Genomic DNA, 15,530 nt, shown 5'->3' with positions numbered 1-15,530 from the left:
CTCGCCCACGAGCCGTCGAACCGCCGAGGAGGTCCTGCCGTGACCGTTCGTCCCGCCTCCCCCGACGCCCTCGATGACTGGGCGAGGATGCTGCGTGAGAGGTTCGACCTCGTGCCCGACGACGTGCCCGTCTCCCTCGTCCTCGACCTCGCCCGCGACATCGCCGCCGGGGTGTCGCCGTCGGCGGCGCCGGTGAGCGCCTTCGTCGCCGGCCTGGTCGCCGGGCGCGCGCACGCGACGGCGACCGACGCCGCCGACGTCGTGGCCACCATCGCGGCCCTCGCCCACCGCGCGGCAGCGCACGCGACGCCCGCTGCGGCGCCGACGGCACCCGCCTAGGAGGCGGTCACCCGCACCGCGCTGTTCCGCGCCGTACCGGCAGAGCCCTTCCCCCGCCGGCCACCCGCGCTCGACTCGGCTTCGGCGGTCGCGGTGATGCGGTTGGCCATGCCACGGAAGACGAACCCGTGGAACGGGAGCACCGCGAGCCAGTACAGGCGCCCCGCGAGCCCACGGGGGAAGAAGACCGCGCGCTGGTCGTAGCGGGATCCCTCGTCAGCAGGAGTGACACGCAGTTCCAGCCACGCCTGGCCGGGCACCTTCATCTCGGCGCGCAGCCGCAGCATCCGTCCCTCCTCGACCGTCTCCACCCGCCAGAAGTCGATGACATCCCCGGGGGCGACCCGTGACCGGCTGCGACGCCCGCGCGCGAGCCCCACGCCGCCGGCGACCTTGTCCATCCACCCGCGCACCGCCCACAGCAGCGGGGTGGAGTACCACCCGTTCTCCCCGCCGATGCCGGTGATCACCGCCCACAGCCGCTCCGGGCTGGTGGTGGTCATCTCCGACCGCTCGTCGGTATAGACCGTTCGGCCCGCCCAGTCGGGGTCCGACGGCAGCGGGTCGGCCGGGGCGCCGAGCACCTCGGCATCCTGCCAGCTGGTCTCGACGTCGTCGGATTCCACCCGCCCGAGCGCCATCTCCACCGCACCGCGGTACGGGGTGAGCCCGTCCTCAGGCGGCGGGATGAGGTCGTCGACGGCGTGGTCGTCCATGACGCACTCGTTCTGCAGCGATGCCACGAGCGGGCGGGCGATGGCGCGCGGGATGGGGGTGACGAGGTTCACCCAGTGGGAGGCCAGGCCCGGCGTGAACACCGGCAGCGACGCGATCGCCCGCTGCGGCAGTCCCGCCGCGACGGCGTAGCCGTTCATCATCTGCCCGTACCGCAGCACATCCGGCCCGCCGATGTCCACGGCCCGGTTGACCTCTGCCGGCACCCGCCCCGCCCCGAGCAGATAGTGCAGCACATCGCGCACCGCGATCGGCTGGATGCGATTGCGCACCCACCGCGGCGCCGGCATGTAGGGAAGCACCTCGGTGAGGTGGCGCACCATCTCGAACGAGGCCGACCCCGACCCGATCACGACCCCGGCCTGCAGCACCAGGGAGGGCACCCCCGACTGCAGGAACACCTCGCCCACCGCCACCCTCGATCGCAGATGCGGCGACAGGTCTCCCCCGGATGGGTGGAGCCCGCCGAGGTAGACGAGGCGCCCGACGGATGCCGCAGCAGCGGCAGCGGCGACGGTCTCGGCCGCGCGCAGGTCCGCATCGGCGAAACCCGGTCCCGCGGCCATGGAATGCACCAGGTAGTAGAGCACGTCCACGTCTTCGACGGCGCGGGCCATCACGTCCGGATCCTCGGCGGAGCCTTCCACGTCTTCCACGTCCCGACCCCACGGGAAAGCGGCGAGCCGTGACGTGTCGCGGGCGAGCACCCGCACCCGGTACCCCGCTTCACGCAGGCGCGGCACGAGCCGACCGCCGATGTACCCGGTGCCGCCGAGCACCAGTGCCCGCGGCGGCGAGCCATCGGGCCGCGGCAGGGCACGCAGTGCCGGCTCGTGGCCGGTGGGGGCGGAGAGTTCGCTCATGCGTCGACGCTATGTCCGCCCTGGCGGGAGGCGCCCGGTCTTGCATGTCGTCGGCGGCCGTGCATGGCACGGGCCCACCGGGCGCCGACAGCGGGACCGGATCTCCGCCCGCGAGGGCCGCTCCGCGCGCGCATAGCGCACCGCGATGCCCGAGGACAAACGGATGCGAGCCCTCGCAGCCCCGGCGTACCGTCGCTTCTCGCAGACATCCGTCGCGCGCCCGTGCGACGGGGAACAGGCGGAGGTACATGAGCACGACAGCGGCATCGACGGGACCTGACGCACCGCGGCTGGAGGTCGACGACGTCATCGTCGTCGACAAGAAGCGGGTGCGCACCGCGATCGGCGGCACGGTCGTCGGCAACTTCATGGAGTGGTTCGACTTCGGCATCTACGGCTACCTGGCCGTCACGCTGGCGGTGGTCTTCACCGAGGACCTGCCGGAGCCGTGGGGCCTGATGGTGACGCTGTTCGGTTTCGCGGTGTCGTTCCTCGTGCGTCCCGTCGGCGGGCTCGTGCTCGGGCCGCTCGGCGACAGGATCGGGCGCCAGCGGGTGCTGTTCTTCACGATGGCGCTGATGGCGGTGGCCACCGGACTCATCGGTGTGCTGCCCACCTCCGCGCAGATCGGCCTGTGGGCGATCCTGCCGCTGTACCTGCTGAAGATGGCGCAGGGCTTCTCCACCGGTGGGGAGTACGCCGGCGCGACGACCTATGTGGCGGAGTTCTCCCCCGACCGCCGCCGCGGGTTCTGGTCGTCGTGGCTCGACGTCGGCTCCTACGTCGGATTCGCCGCCGGGGCCTCTGTCGTCGCCCTCACGACGCTCATCACCGAGAGCGTGTGGGGGCCGACCGCCATGGTGGACTTCGGCTGGCGCATCCCGTTCCTCCTGGCCATCCCCCTCGGCGCCGTCGCCATCTGGTTCCGCCTGCGCATCCCCGAGACGCCCGCCTACGAGACGGCCACCGAGCACGAGGCCGCCGTCCGCGGCGACGACCCCCTCGCCCGCCACGGCGTCCTCGGCATCCTGCGCCACCACTGGCGCCCGGTGCTCATCGGCATCGCGATCGTCGCGGCGACCAACACCGCCGGCTACGCGCTCACCAGTTACATGCCCACCTATCTCGAGCAGGAGGTGGGGGTCTCCAACCTCATGGCCGCCGTCGCGACGGTACCGGTGCTCATCGTGATGTCCGCATGCCTGCCGCTCATCGGCCTGCTCAGCGATCGCATCGGCCGTCGGCCGGTGTATCTCATCGCGGCGGGCTCCACGCTGGTGCTCATGGTGCCGGCGTTCGCGGTGATGCAGATCGGCGAGATGTGGGCGGTCTTCCTCGCGCTCGCCATGGTCGCCGTGCCGGTGGCGTTCTACGTGGCGGTGGCCGCCTCGGCACTGCCAGCCCTGTTCCCCACGGCCTCCCGCTTCGGCGCGATGGCGATCGCGTACAACGTCTCGGTGTCGCTCTTCGGCGGCACGACCCCTTTGTTCAGCCAGGGCCTCATCGAGCTCACGGGCAACACCTACATGCCGGCGTTCTACATCATGTTCTTCGCGCTGCTGGGCGGCATCGCGATGCTGACGATGAAGGAGACGGCGCAGCGCCCGCTGCTCGGGTCGGTGCCCGCGGTGGAGACCCTTGCCGAGGCGGCGGCCGTCGTCGAGCGACAGGACGACGATCCGCTCATCGACACATCGACCATGCCCCTGCCGATCGTCCGCGTCGACGACGCGGACACGCCCGCGCTGCGCTGAGCGACGCCGGACCCGGGCAGCGCGGCCACGCCGCTGCGGCGCCCGGTCTCCGCCTTCGGGGGCGTGACGGCGGGACGCCGGGCGGCGCGCATGCGCGGAATGCCGGGCGGTCAGCGCCGGCCGATGCCGAAGACGCCCCGCAGCACACCGGAGAGGACCGTGGACGCGACGTCCGGACCCAGCACCTGCTCGACCGGGCTGCGCCGGCGCGATCGCGACGTGCGGGAGGTGCCGGCCGTCTTGCGTAGGAGCCGGTCGTACTCCTGCTGGGCTGCGGCCTCGGCCTTGCGCGCGGCGGCCTCCTGGCGAGCGTGCTCCGCCGCCGCCTTCGCCGCCGCCAGCTCCGCCTCCTGCGCGGCGGCGGCCTCGGCGGCGGCATTCATCTTCGCCGCGAGGATCTCCCGCGCCGACTCCCGGTCGATGGCCGTGCCGTAGCGGGCCTGCAGGGGCGACACCGCCACCGCGGCCGCGACGGCGGGCGCGGGGGTGGGCTCCATCGACCCCTGCGGCGCGCGCAGCCGCGTCCACGCCACCGGGGTCGGGGTTCCGCTCTCGCTCATGACGGTGACGACGGCCTCGCCGGTCGCCAGCTCCTGCAGCACCCGCTCGAGGTCGTACCCCGACCGCGAATAGGTGCGCACGGTGGCCCGCAGCGCCGTGGCGTCATCCGGTGTGAACGCCCGCAGCGCGTGCTGCACGCGCGACCCCAGTTGCGCGAGCACGTCGGCGGGGACGTCCTTGGGCGTCTGCGTGACGAAGAAGACCCCGACCCCCTTCGAGCGGATGAGACGCACCGTCTGCACGATCGCCGCGCGGAAGTCCTTCGACGCATCGCGGAACAGCAGGTGCGCCTCGTCGAAGAAGAACACCAGCTTGGGCCGATCCAGGTCGCCGACTTCGGGAAGGACCTCGTGAAGCTCCGCCAGCAGGTACATGAGGAACGTCGAGTACAGGGCCGGCTTGTCGGCCACCCCCGGCACGTCCAGCAGGTTGACGATGCCGCTGCCGTCGGCGGCATTGCGCAGGAAGTCGGTCACCTCGAACTCCGGCTCACCGAAGAAGACGTCGGCGCCGGCGTCGGCGAAGGTGATGAGCTTGCGCAGGATCACGCCCGCCGTCGCCGCCGAGAGCCCGCCCAGGCCGGCGAGCTCGGCCTTGCCCTCGGGCCCGGTCAGGTAGGTCAGCACGGCGCGCAGATCCGAGAGGTCCACGAGCGCCAGCCCGTGCGCGTCGGCGTAGTGGAATACGAGCCCGAGGCTCGACTCCTGCGTCGCGTTCAGCCCGAGCACCTTGCTCAGCAGCAGCGGCCCGAAGCCCGATACCGTCGCGCGGACGGGCACGCCCGTCCCCACCCCGCCGAGCGCGAAGAACTCGGTCGCCGAGGCACACGGATGCCAGTCCTGCCCGATCGCGCGCGTGCGGGCGAGCAGCTTGTCGCTCGGCTCCCCCGGCGTCGCGACGCCCGACAGGTCGCCTTTGATGTCGGCCGCGAACACGGGAACACCGTGCGCGGCGAGCTGCTCGGCCAGGGACTGCAGCGTGCGGGTCTTCCCCGTGCCGGTGGCCCCGGCCACCAGGCCGTGCCGGTTGATCATCGACAGCGGGATGCGGATCTGCGCCTTGGGCGCCGCTGCGCCGTTGACGAGCGCCCCGAGATCCAGTGTCGCGGAGTCGAACGTGTAGCCGCGGACGATCGCGGCGACCTCCGCGTCGTCGAGCGGCCCGCCGGGCGACGTCTCCGGCTGGTCGTCGGCGGATGCCGCCGTCGTCGCTTCGCCGGCATCCGCCCCCTCCCCGGCCGTCGCGGTGTCGTCCGCAGCCGTCTCGGTTCCGCTCGCGTCGCGCAGCGTCTCCGCAGGAGAGTCGGCCGCCGCGGCACCCGCACCCGCCGCCGCCCGCGCTTCGGCCGCTGCCACCTCCGCAGCGGCGAGCGCCGCCTGGGCCTGCGCGGCAACCAGTGCCGCCTGAGCCGCCTGCGCCTCCGCCCGCAACTGTGCGAGCCGCGCTTCGGCGAGGGACGGATCGGGCGTGGACGACGCTGTCATGGGCGTCAGCCTACTGAGGCGTACCGCCGTTGCCGACGGCTCTGCTCGGAGCGCAGCGGCACCGAGAACGCGGCCGCGACGACCAGGGCCACCCCCGCGCCGATCGCGGCGCCGCCGACCGTGTCGCTGAGCCAGTGTGCGTGCAGATAGGTGCGGCTGAACGCCATCAGCGCCACCCACAGCGCACCCGCCAGCATCACCCACAGCCGGGGGAACAGCACGGCGGCGACGGCCGCGACCGTCGCGGCGTTGGCCGCGTGCCCAGAGGGGAAGGAGCCGTAGTCACTGATGACGATGATCTCCTCGGGGCGCGCGCGGCCGAAGAGGTGCTTGAGCACCTGCACCGCGCCGGCGCTGAGCAGCGAGGCCGCGACGAAGTAGAGGGCAGCCATGTACCGGCGCGCGATCACCAGCGCGAGCGCGCTGGCGATCGGCACGACGAAGATCCCGAAGATGCCCCCGCCGAGCCAGTTCATAGCCTGCGAGAAAACGGTCAGAGCACCGACGCGCCAGCCGACCAGCAGCGAGTTCCACGCCGTGTCCAGTGTGAAGGGCGCCGGGCCCCGCAGGAGGATCCACCAGCCGAGGCCGCAGGCGAGTGCGGCGAGTACGAGACCCGGGACGAGCAGGCGCGCGATCGGGTGACGAAGGGCATCCATCGCCCCATTGTGGAGCCTGCTGCCCGCGTGCGGCGCCGGGCTTGCGCCCGGCGCCGAGTGGACGCTACGGCGCCAGCTGCGCCACGGTGCGCGGCCGCACCACCAACCAGAGCGACAGCACCGCGATCACGCCGCAGCCGACCATCACGGCGGCCATCGTCGTCGGCGTGATGCCGGTGTCGCCGGCGAGCGCGCCCACGAGCGGCGAGATGAGCCCGGCGACCCCGAAGTTGACCGCGCCGATGATCGACTGCGCGGTGCCCGCGGCCTTGCCGTGCCGGTCGAGCGCCAGCACCTGCACGCACGGGAAGGTGAATCCGCACGCCGTCATGAAGACGAACAGCGGCACCACGACGCCCCACAGCCCGGCGTCGAGCAGATCGCCGACGATGATGGCGGATGCCGAAAGCACCAGCGCCCCGGTCGAGAACGCCAGCACCCACTGCGGGCCGAAGCGCGCGGCCAGCCGCGACGCCGTCTGCACGCCGACCACGACGCCGACGGAGTTCACCGCGAACAGCAGACCGTACTGCTGCGGGTCGAAGCCGTAGGTCTGCTGGAACAGGAACGACGATGCGGACAGGTACGAGAACATCCCGCTGAACGTCATGCCGCCGATGATCAGCACGCCGATGAAGACCCGGTCGCTGAAGACGCTGCGGTAGCGCTGCAGCACGGTCGTCGCCCCCTTCTCGTGGCGACGGGCCGGCGGCAGCGTCTCGGGGATGAACAGCAGCGCGCAGGCGAGCATGACCGCGCCGTAGAGGGCGAGCGCGACGAAGATGCCCCGCCAGGGCATGACCGTCAGCAGGGCCGAGCCGATCAGCGGCGCGACGACGGGGGCGACACCCGACACGAGCGCCAGGCGGCTGAGCATGACGACCAGACGGCGTCCGCCGAACAGGTCGCGCACGATGGCGGCCGCCACGACGCCGCCCGCGGCGGCTCCGGCACCCATCATCACGCGGGTCACCGAGAGCAGCTCGAGCGTGGGGGCGAAGGCGGCCAGGACGCTGGCGACCACGTGCAGGGCGGTCACGACGATGAGCGGGATGCGCCGGCCGACCTTGTCGCTGAGGGGTCCGACCACCAGCTGGCCCAGCGCGAAGCCGATCATCGTGCCGGTGAGGGTGAGCTGGATCGCGGCGGCGGACGTCTGGAAGTCGGCCTCGAGCACGGGGAACGCCGGCAGGTACAGGTCGACCGTGAACGGTCCGAGCGCGGTGAGCGCGCCCAGCAGGATGATGTAGAGCACCCGTCGCCGCGTCGACAGCGAGTCGCCGGGGTGCAGCACGATGGGCGCGGTGGTGGGGTTCGCCCCGAGGGTGCGGATGGCCCCGGTCGATGTGGTGGCGGGATCGCGAGGGGTGGGAGAAGTGTCGGGCACGGTGTCCAAGAAGTCGAAGGAGAACCGTCGAAACGATTCGAGAACCGATCGAGTCTAGCGTCTTCTCAGCAAACCGGCGTATTCAGCCGCATAGGCTGAGCAGGTCCCGCGCCCAGGCGCCCCCTTCCCCCGAGCCGAGATCACCATGACCCCGACGCCCCCGAACAAATCGCAGCGTGTGAGCGGCAACCCCGCCACCCAGTCGAAGATCGCCCTCACCGCCAAGCAGCAGCGCGAACAGCAGAAGCAGGAGAAGCTCGCCCAGTACCAGCGGGAGCTGGCGAAGCGCCGCCGCAGCAAGCTCGTCTGGTGGGTCGTCGGCAGCGCCGCCGGCATCGCGATCGTGGGCGCCATCGTCGCGTCCTACATGTTCACCCCCAAGCCCGTCACCTACGCGCGCGGCGACGGCGACGGCACGTCGATCTCGGGCGTCGAGACGTTCGAGAACACCGCCAACCACGTCGAAGGCGACGTCGCCTACCCGCAGGCCCCGCCCGCCGGCGGCGACCACAACGCCATGTGGCTCAACTGCGGCGTGTACTCCGAGCCCGTGCCCGAGGTCAACGCGGTGCACTCGCTGGAGCACGGCGCCGTGTGGGTCACCTACGACCCGGCGTCGGTCGACCAGGCCGGCGTCGACGCCCTCGAGTCGAAGCTGCCCAACAGCTACGTCATCCTCTCTCCCGGCGAAGACCTCGACGCACCTGTCGTGGCCAGTGCCTGGAACGCCCAGATCAAGCTCGACTCCGTGGACGACCCGCGCCTCGAGGACTTCCTCACCGCGTACTGGCGCAATCTCAACGCCCCTGAGCCCAACGCCGCCTGCGCCGGCGCCCTCGACGCACCGGGCAAGCAGTCGTGACCGAGGCGCCCCGGCTGCGGTGGCTCGCGATCGTCCTGGTCGCCGTCGCCGTCGCCGCGGTCGCCTTCGCCGCCGGGCGCTTCTCGACCTTCGCCGCGTCGGGGCCGGCCCTGCCGACGACTGATTCGGCCGAGGCCGGCTTCGCCCGCGACATGCAGTTCCACCACGGGCAGGCGGTGGACATGGCGATGACCATGCACCGCAAGACCGACGACGAGGAGCTGCGGGCACTGTCGTACGACATCGCCACCGGTCAGGCCGCGCAGCGCGGCGAGATGTTCGACTGGCTGGTCAAGTGGGGCCTGCCGCAGGCCGGCGGGCCCGCGATGGCGTGGATGGCGGCATCCGACGCCGGGCATGACCACGGCGTGACCGGCGCCGAGCCGCTCACCGCCGAGCAGGAGCGCGAGGCGATGGGCATGGCCTCCCCCGCCGAGCTGACGGCGCTGGCCGAGGCGGAGGGCCGCGACGCGGACTGCCTCTTCCTGTCGCTGATGATCCGTCACCATGCGGCGGCGATCCCGATGGCCGAGGCCGTGCTCGAGCTCGGCTCGGAGCCGCGCACGCTGGCCGTGGCCGAGCGCATGCGCGACGCGCAGCAGTTCGAGATCGACGCGATGACCGCCGCACAGCAGCGCCTGTCCTGCCCCGCCCCCTGACCTTCCCACACCCGTGAAACCGCATCTGGCGGCTGAGACGGTGGGTATCACCCACTGTCTCAGCCGCCAGTTGCTGTCTCAGCGCGCGGGCCGCGTGCGGCCGCGCGCGCGGCGCGCGTCAGCCCTTCGTGGAGCCGGCCAGCAGGCCGCGGACGAAGTAGCGCTGCAGCGCCAGGAACACGATCAGCGGAACGATGATCGCGATGAACGCGCCCGCCGTCAGCAGGTGCCAGTCCTGACCACGGCTTCCGGTCATCTCGGCCAGCAGCTTCGTGATCGGCCCGACCGCGCCGTCGGCGAAGATCAGCGCCACGAGCAGGTCGTTCCACACCCACAAGAACTGGAAGATCGCCACCGAGGCGATCGCCGGCATGGTCAGCGGCAGGATGATCCGGAAGAAGATCTGCCCGTGGCCGGCGCCGTCCACACGCGCCGCCTCGATCACTTCGCCCGGAATCTCCGAGACGAAGTTGTGCAGCAGGAAGATCGTCAGCGGCATGGCGAAGATCGTGTGGGCGATCCACACCTGGGCGTACCCCGCCTGACCGATCCCCTCGATCACCGGGAACCCGAACAGCGTGCCGTTGGAGAACAGCTGCAGCAGCGGGATGAGCGCCATCTGGATCGGCACGATCTGCAGGGCGAACACCAGGATGAACAGGATGTTCTTGCCGCGGAAGTTCATCCAGGCGAAGGCGTATGCCGCCAGCAGCGCGATGGAGATCGGGATGATCGTCGCCGGCAGCGTGATCGCGATGGAGTTGACGAAGGCTCCGGCCATGTTGAGCTGGCTGTTGCCGGCCTGCAGCGCCTCGGAGTAGTTGTCCAGCGTCCAGCCCCAGTTGGCGAAGACGGTCCACCAGCCGGTGGTCTGGATCAGCTCCCTGGGCCGGAACGACGACACGAACAGGCCGAAGGTGGGCAGCGTCCAGAGCACGGCGATGACCAGAGCCGCCAGGGTCGCCCAGCGCGACGTCAGCCGCTTCTTGGCTCCCGCGGCGGTGGACTGCTGCTCGATCTTGCGTTCGCCGCGCCGCAGGCGCTGCTTGGTCTGCTCATCGACCGGGAGGTCGATGGGAGTGAAGGCGGTCATCGGATCTCCCTCTGCTTCTTCAGCTGCCGGGCGTTGTAGACCACCAGCGGCAGCACCAGCACGAACAGCACCACCGCGAAGGCGGCCGAGCGGCCCGCTTCGAAGCTGCGCAGCTGCGTGTACATCTCGTTGGCGATGACGGAGGTGTTGTTGGCACCGGCTGTCATCGTGCGGACGATGTCGAACACCTTGAGCGAGGCGATCGAGATGGTCGTGAGCACCACGATGAGAGAACCGCGGATGCCGGGGACGATCACGTTGATGAACCGCTGCCAGCCGTTGGTGCCGTCCAGCTGCGCCGCTTCGATCTGCTCGGTGGGAACGCCCTTGATGGCGGCCGAGAGGATGACCATCGCGAAACCGGTCTGCACCCAGATGAGCACGATGATGAGGAACAGCGTGTTCCACGGCTGCACGGCGAGGAAGTTCAGCGGCTCACCGCCCAGCCACACGATCACCTGGTTGGCCAGACCGATCTGCTCCTGGCCGGCGGGACGCGCGGTGTAGACGAAGCGCCAGATGATCGAGGCGCCCACGAACGAGATCGCCATGGGCAGGAAGACGAGGATCTTGTAGTACTTCTCCCCGCGCGTCTTGTCGATGAAGTAGGCGTAGGCCAGTCCCGCGATCGTCGAGACCACCGGGGCGATGACCACCCACACGATCGTGTTGAGCACGACGCGGATGCCCTGGGGCTGGGTGAAGATCCAGATGAAGTTGTCGAGGCCCACGAATTCGGTGCTGTTGCGGTTCATGAACGCCTGACCGGTGGTCTGGATCGCCGGGATGATGAGTCCGACGACGACCAGCAGCAGTGCCGGCGCCAGGAACGCCACGAGCACGAACAGAGACCCGGTGCCCTCCTTCGAGCGCATGTCGAGGAAGAACAGCAGCAGGCCCAGCACAGCCGCGCCGATGATCGCCGCGTTGTAGGAGTTCAGCAGCAGCAGGAGCAGCGCGGGGGCTCCCACGCACACCGCCAGCCGGATGAACGTGTAGACGCGCCCGCTGCGCGGGGCGATCTCCACGAAGAACAGGATGAGTCCGACCACGGCGACGAACACGCCGATGATGATCGGGATCTGCAGCAGCGGCGTGAGGTCACTCAGCCACTGGAAGAAGGCGGACATGGGATCCTTTCGGGTGCGTCAGCGGACTCCGGGTCGAGAAAAGCGGGGCCGACCGCCTGGTGCGGTCGGCCCCGCTGCGCGTGGAACCGTCAGCTGGAAGGCCAGCCCGACTCGATCTGCTCGAGCACGGTGGCCGTGTCGGAGCCGTTGACCCAGTCGTTCATCCCCTTGAAGAAGGTGTTCGTGCCGACGCCCGACGGCATCAGGTCAGATGCGTCGAAGCGGAACGTGGTGCCCTCGTCCTGCAGGATGGCGATGGCTTCCTTGAGGATCTCGCTCGAGGCGTTCTCGGGGTCCAGGCCCTTGTTGGCGCTGATGACGCCGCCGAGGGAGACACGCGAGTTGGCCCACTCGGGGCTCGACAGGTACGCCTGCACCTTCTGGGTGGCCTCGTCGTCGCTGAACGCGGCGACGATCTCGCCACCGCCGGTCACGACGGCGCCGTCACCGGCCGCGTCGCCGAAGGCCGGGGTCAGGAAGGCCCAGATGTCACCGTCTTCGGCGACGGTGCCGCCGGCGTCGGTGATGAAGCCGTCGTAGAACGACGCCTGGTGGTGCAGCACGCACTCACCGGAGACCAGCGCCGAGGCCGGGTCGCCGAAGGGCGTGGTCACGATGGTGTCGGTGCCGCCGAAGCCGGCGTTGACGTAGTCCGGGTTCTTGAGGATCTTGCCGACCTCGTCGAACGCCGAGGCGATCTGCGGGTCGGTGAAGGGGACCTCGTTGGTCACCCACTGGTCGTAGACCTCGGGGCCGGCTTGACGCAGCACGACGTCCTCGACCCAGTCCGTTCCCGGCCAGCCGGTCGCGGCGTCGGAGCCGAAGCCCACGCACCACGGCGCGGAGCCGGTGTCGCCCTGGATCTGCGCGGTCAGGTCCACGAGGCCCTGCCAGTCGGTCGGCACCTCGTAGCCGTTCTCCTCGAAGAACGACGGCGAGTACCAGACCCAGCCCTTGACGCTCGCCATGAGCGGCGCGCCGTACAGCGTGCCGTCGTAGGTGCCGTACTTGGCCCAGTCCTCGCTCCAGTACTCGGCGACGTTGTCCGCCACCTCCTGCGGAGCGGGCTTCAGGTAGCCGAGGTCGGCCATGTCACCCATGAGGCCGGGCTGCGGGAAGATCGCGATGTCGGGGGCGTTGCCGCCCTGCGCGCGCACGGCGATCTGCGCCTCGAACTCCTTCGACGCCTCGTACTGGATGTCGATGTCGTTCTCTTCTTCCCAGTCCGCCCATGACTGCTCGAGCAGGTCGGCCTCGGTGTCGGAGATGGTGCCGTAGACGGTGACGACGTTGCCGTCCGCGGCACCGCTCTCGCCGTCGCTGCCTCCCGAACCCGGTCCGCCGCCACAGCCTGCGAGCGCGAGCGCTCCGACCGTCAGGAGCGATCCGGCGGCAAGGGTCCTGCGCGGGATGGTCTTCATCTGTCCTCCTCATCGAGCCGACGCACCACGGCGCGTCGTCGCGTCCACAATCTTGCGGGAAGCGGTGCGGGTAATGGAACCGCTTCCGTACCCACGGTAGAGGACCGCGCCGCGCGACTCAACCGCCGCAGATAACAACTCGGTAACCCGGTCCTGGGTGCGCTCCCACTGCGGTGATCACAACAAATCCGGGACTGGCGAACACCGGTGCGGTCGTGGCATCATTCCGTGGAACCGGTTACAGGTTTGAGGGACGCCACGACAGAGCGGCCGGGGCGCCGAAGGAGTTTCACTGATGAGCGGAATCGCCGACGTCGCGCGTCGAGCGGGGGTCTCGAAGGCCACGGCCAGTCGCGCCCTCACCGGCAGCAGCCAAGTGTCGGAGCAGACGCGACGGCGCGTGCAGGAGGCCGCCGCCGCCCTCGGCTATGTGCCGTCCACGAGTGCGGTGAGCCTGGCGACGGGCCGCACGCGCAACGTCGGGGTCATCATCCCGTCGGTGAGCCGATGGATCTTCGCCGAGATCCTCGAGGGCATCCAGTCCGCACTGCTGCACCAGGGCCTCGATCTGACCCTGTACGACGCCCGGCCGGGCACCGAGACCCGACGCCGGGTGTTCGACGACTTCCTCGCCCGCAAACGCTTCGACGGCCTCATCGCCGTCGGGCTCGAGACGGAGGACCACGAACTCGACCGCCTGCGGGGGATCGGCCGCCCGGTGGTGAGCGTCATGGGCGAGGGCGGACACGACGGTTCCGTCGCCTTCGACGACGAGCGCGCCGGCCGTCGGGCTGCCGAGCACCTCCTCGCCCTCGGCCACACCGACATCGTGTTCCTCGGCGGCACCGAGGAACCGGGCACATCCGCATCGGGGACGCGCGCCGACGCCGCCCGTCGCGAGGGCTGCCTCGCCGCTTTGCGCGACGCCGGCCTCCCGATGCGTCACCTTCCTTCGGCACCCACACTGCCGGGGGGATACGCCGCCGCCGTCGACGTGCTCAGCGACGCCCGACGCCGCCCCACCGCGATCGTCGCCGTCAGCGACGAGGTCGCCGTGGGCGCCATGATCGCCGCTCGGCGCCTGGCGATCCCCGTTCCCGGAGGGGTGAGCGTCGTCGGCATCGACGATCACGACTACGCGGAGATGTTCGGACTCACCACGCTCGCGCACGATCCGCGGCGCCAGGGCAGCGTCGCCGTCGAGCTGCTGGCGGCCCGGCTGGCCGATCCCCGCGCGGCGGCCGCCCATGTGCGCCCCGATGCGCGCCTCGTCGTGCGCAGCTCCACCGCTCCCCCGGCCGCCGTGATCGGCGTCGCGGCGACGGATGCCGGTCTCGTCGACCGTCGGCCCTGACCCGGGTGGGCGCGGCGACCCGAACGCCGCGCCCACCCGCCCCACAGGGAGAAGGCCCCGGATGCCGTGGCATCCGGGGCCTTCAACGCGTGAAGCGTGATTACTTGAGGGTGACCGTGGCGCCGGCGGCCTCGAGGGCCTCCTTGGCCTTGTCGGCGGTCTCCTTGTTGGCGCCCTCCAGGACGGCCTTGGGAGCACCGTCGACGACGGCCTTGGCCTCGCCGAGGCCCAGCGAGGTGAGCTCGCGGACCGTCTTGATGACCTGGATCTTCTTGTCGCCGGCAGCCTCGAGGATGACGTCGAAGGAGTCCTTCTCCTCGACCTCTTCAGCAGCAGCGCCGCCGGCGGCACCGGCAACGGCCACGGGGGCAGCAGCGGTGACGTCGAACTTCTCCTCGAACGCCTTCACGAACTCGCTGAGCTCGACGAGGGTCAGGCCGGCAAACTGCTCGAGCAGCTCCTCAGTGGTGAGCTTCGCCATGATGTATCTCCTAGATAGATGGGGTTTGTGGGAAAAATGCCGCCGGACGCTTACGCGGCCTCAGCGGTCTCCAGCTTTTCGCGAAGCGCGTCGATGGTGGCCGCAGCCTTGCCCATCGTCGCCTTCATCATGCCCGCAGCCTTCGCCAGCAGAACCTCACGGCTCTCGAGCGAGGCGTACTTGTTGACCTCGTCGGCAGTGAGGGTGTTGCCCTCGAAGATGCCGCCCTTGATCACGAGAAGCGGGTTGGCCTTGGCGAAGTCACGCAGAGCCTTCGCGGTGGCGACGAAGTCGCCGTGCACGAACGCGACGGCGGACGGGCCCTTGAGGTCCTCGTCCAGCGCCGTGATCCCCGCGTTGTTCGCGGCGATCTTGGTCAGCGTGTTCTTCACCACGGCGTACTGCGCGTCCTGACGGATGGTGTTGCGCAGCTGCTTGAGCTGGGCAACCGTCAGACCGCGGTACTCGGTCAGCAGGACGGCGTTCGAGTTCTCGAAGTTCTTCGTGAGCTCGGCGACCGATGCATCCTTCTGCGCCATGGTCACTCCTTGATGTGTACGAGGCGCTCCGCGGAGGCGGGCGCCGGCCTGGACCCGGGCCCCTGCCCAACAAAAAAGCTCCGGCGCAAGCGCACGGAGCCGAATTCCGGAGAATCGATCTGTACACCTGCGTGGGCCCCTGCTGTGCAGAGCTTCGATCGTCGTGCGCTTGCGCGCACACCGATGACCGACGGTCTTTGGCTTGCCTC

14 protein-coding genes are annotated in these 15,530 nt (G+C 70.4%); 5 read left to right on the top strand and 9 right to left on the bottom strand.

Annotated features, from left to right (window positions below; genetic code table 11):
• Positions 1-39: 39 nt before the first annotated feature.
• Positions 40-339, top strand: coding sequence for a DUF6457 domain-containing protein (locus NQ165_RS06360; RefSeq protein WP_257526020.1), 300 nt, complete (start codon positions 40-42; stop codon positions 337-339).
• On the opposite strand, the gene NQ165_RS06355 is transcribed toward NQ165_RS06360, so the two are convergent.
• Positions 336-1,937: an SDR family oxidoreductase gene (locus tag NQ165_RS06355; protein ID WP_257526021.1), complete on the bottom strand. Its 1,602-nt coding sequence runs from the start codon at positions 1,935-1,937 to the stop codon at positions 336-338. The genes NQ165_RS06360 and NQ165_RS06355 overlap by 4 nt on opposite strands.
• A gap of 248 nt (positions 1,938-2,185) precedes the next feature.
• On the opposite strand from NQ165_RS06355, the gene NQ165_RS06350 reads away from it, so the two are divergent.
• Complete coding sequence (locus NQ165_RS06350) at positions 2,186-3,691, top strand: MFS transporter (protein WP_257526022.1); 1,506 nt, start codon at positions 2,186-2,188, stop codon at positions 3,689-3,691.
• A gap of 110 nt (positions 3,692-3,801) precedes the next feature.
• On the opposite strand, the gene NQ165_RS06345 is transcribed toward NQ165_RS06350, so the two are convergent.
• From NQ165_RS06345 to NQ165_RS06335, 3 genes are all read right to left on the bottom strand, one after another.
• Positions 3,802-5,736 carry a DUF853 domain-containing protein gene (locus tag NQ165_RS06345; protein WP_257532083.1) on the bottom strand — a complete coding sequence of 645 codons (1,935 nt, stop codon included), beginning with the start codon at positions 5,734-5,736 and terminating at the stop codon, positions 3,802-3,804.
• A gap of 5 nt (positions 5,737-5,741) precedes the next feature.
• The gene (locus NQ165_RS06340; protein ID WP_257526024.1) at positions 5,742-6,395 is read right to left on the bottom strand and encodes a phosphatase PAP2 family protein; all 654 of its coding nucleotides are present in this window, start codon (positions 6,393-6,395) and stop codon (positions 5,742-5,744) included.
• Positions 6,396-6,459: 64 nt separating this feature from the next.
• Positions 6,460-7,782: a multidrug effflux MFS transporter gene (locus NQ165_RS06335; RefSeq protein ID WP_374940928.1), complete on the bottom strand. Its 1,323-nt coding sequence runs from the start codon at positions 7,780-7,782 to the stop codon at positions 6,460-6,462.
• A gap of 145 nt (positions 7,783-7,927) precedes the next feature.
• On the opposite strand from NQ165_RS06335, the gene NQ165_RS06330 reads away from it, so the two are divergent.
• Together NQ165_RS06330 and NQ165_RS06325 are read left to right on the top strand one after the other, a co-directional pair.
• The gene (locus NQ165_RS06330) at positions 7,928-8,644 is read left to right on the top strand and encodes a DUF3105 domain-containing protein (protein WP_257526025.1); all 717 of its coding nucleotides are present in this window, start codon (positions 7,928-7,930) and stop codon (positions 8,642-8,644) included.
• Positions 8,641-9,303: a DUF305 domain-containing protein gene (locus NQ165_RS06325; protein WP_257532081.1), complete on the top strand. Its 663-nt coding sequence runs from the start codon at positions 8,641-8,643 to the stop codon at positions 9,301-9,303. The genes NQ165_RS06330 and NQ165_RS06325 overlap by 4 nt, the downstream gene beginning before the upstream one ends.
• Positions 9,304-9,421: 118 nt before the next feature.
• Here the strand turns inward: NQ165_RS06325 and NQ165_RS06320 are convergent, their stop codons facing one another.
• From NQ165_RS06320 to NQ165_RS06310, 3 genes are all read right to left on the bottom strand, one after another.
• Positions 9,422-10,396, bottom strand: coding sequence for a carbohydrate ABC transporter permease (locus tag NQ165_RS06320; RefSeq protein ID WP_257526027.1), 975 nt, complete (start codon positions 10,394-10,396; stop codon positions 9,422-9,424).
• A complete protein-coding gene (locus NQ165_RS06315) occupies positions 10,393-11,526 on the bottom strand; it encodes a carbohydrate ABC transporter permease (RefSeq protein ID WP_257526028.1) in 1,134 nt (377 codons plus the stop codon). The genes NQ165_RS06320 and NQ165_RS06315 overlap by 4 nt, the downstream gene beginning before the upstream one ends.
• 89 nt (positions 11,527-11,615) lie before the next feature.
• Entirely contained in the window at positions 11,616-12,947 is a 1,332-nt protein-coding gene (locus NQ165_RS06310; RefSeq protein WP_257532079.1) for an ABC transporter substrate-binding protein, read from the bottom strand.
• A 295-nt stretch (positions 12,948-13,242) separates the two neighbouring features.
• Between NQ165_RS06310 and NQ165_RS06305 the strand changes: the two genes are divergently transcribed.
• Positions 13,243-14,301, top strand: coding sequence for a LacI family DNA-binding transcriptional regulator (locus NQ165_RS06305; RefSeq protein ID WP_257526030.1), 1,059 nt, complete (start codon positions 13,243-13,245; stop codon positions 14,299-14,301).
• Positions 14,302-14,401: 100 nt separating this feature from the next.
• Here the strand turns inward: NQ165_RS06305 and rplL are convergent, their stop codons facing one another.
• Positions 14,402-14,782, bottom strand: a complete 381-nt coding sequence (gene rplL, locus NQ165_RS06300) for a 50S ribosomal protein L7/L12 (protein ID WP_257526034.1) — start codon at positions 14,780-14,782, stop codon at positions 14,402-14,404.
• Positions 14,783-14,832: 50 nt separating this feature from the next.
• Entirely contained in the window at positions 14,833-15,321 is a 489-nt protein-coding gene (gene rplJ / locus NQ165_RS06295) for a 50S ribosomal protein L10 (RefSeq protein WP_257526035.1), read from the bottom strand.
• Between the last annotated feature and the right edge of the window lie 209 nt (positions 15,322-15,530).

This window comes from Microbacterium sp. zg.Y1084 (assembly GCF_024623595.1).
Taxonomy (GTDB): Bacteria; Actinomycetota; Actinomycetes; order Actinomycetales; family Microbacteriaceae; genus Microbacterium; species Microbacterium wangruii.
Note: the sequence above shows the minus strand (reverse complement) of the source record. Positions and strands in the feature narration are given on the sequence as shown.

Excerpts from the sequence above, each read along its gene's own strand:
- NQ165_RS06355 (WP_257526021.1), bottom strand. The coding sequence starts at position 1,937 with ATGAGCGAACTCTCCGCCCCCACCGGCCACGAGCCGGCACTGCGTGCC.
- NQ165_RS06320 (WP_257526027.1), bottom strand. The coding sequence starts at position 10,396 with ATGACCGCCTTCACTCCCATCGACCTCCCGGTCGATGAGCAGACCAAG.
- rplL (WP_257526034.1), bottom strand. The coding sequence starts at position 14,782 with ATGGCGAAGCTCACCACTGAGGAGCTGCTCGAGCAGTTTGCCGGCCTG.
- NQ165_RS06315 (WP_257526028.1), bottom strand. The coding sequence starts at position 11,526 with ATGTCCGCCTTCTTCCAGTGGCTGAGTGACCTCACGCCGCTGCTGCAG.
- NQ165_RS06345 (WP_257532083.1), bottom strand. The coding sequence starts at position 5,736 with ATGACAGCGTCGTCCACGCCCGATCCGTCCCTCGCCGAAGCGCGGCTC.
- NQ165_RS06350 (WP_257526022.1), top strand. The coding sequence starts at position 2,186 with ATGAGCACGACAGCGGCATCGACGGGACCTGACGCACCGCGGCTGGAG.
- NQ165_RS06330 (WP_257526025.1), top strand. The coding sequence starts at position 7,928 with ATGACCCCGACGCCCCCGAACAAATCGCAGCGTGTGAGCGGCAACCCC.
- rplJ (WP_257526035.1), bottom strand. The coding sequence starts at position 15,321 with ATGGCGCAGAAGGATGCATCGGTCGCCGAGCTCACGAAGAACTTCGAG.
- NQ165_RS06305 (WP_257526030.1), top strand. The coding sequence starts at position 13,243 with ATGAGCGGAATCGCCGACGTCGCGCGTCGAGCGGGGGTCTCGAAGGCC.
- NQ165_RS06340 (WP_257526024.1), bottom strand. The coding sequence starts at position 6,395 with ATGGATGCCCTTCGTCACCCGATCGCGCGCCTGCTCGTCCCGGGTCTC.
- NQ165_RS06310 (WP_257532079.1), bottom strand. The coding sequence starts at position 12,947 with ATGAAGACCATCCCGCGCAGGACCCTTGCCGCCGGATCGCTCCTGACG.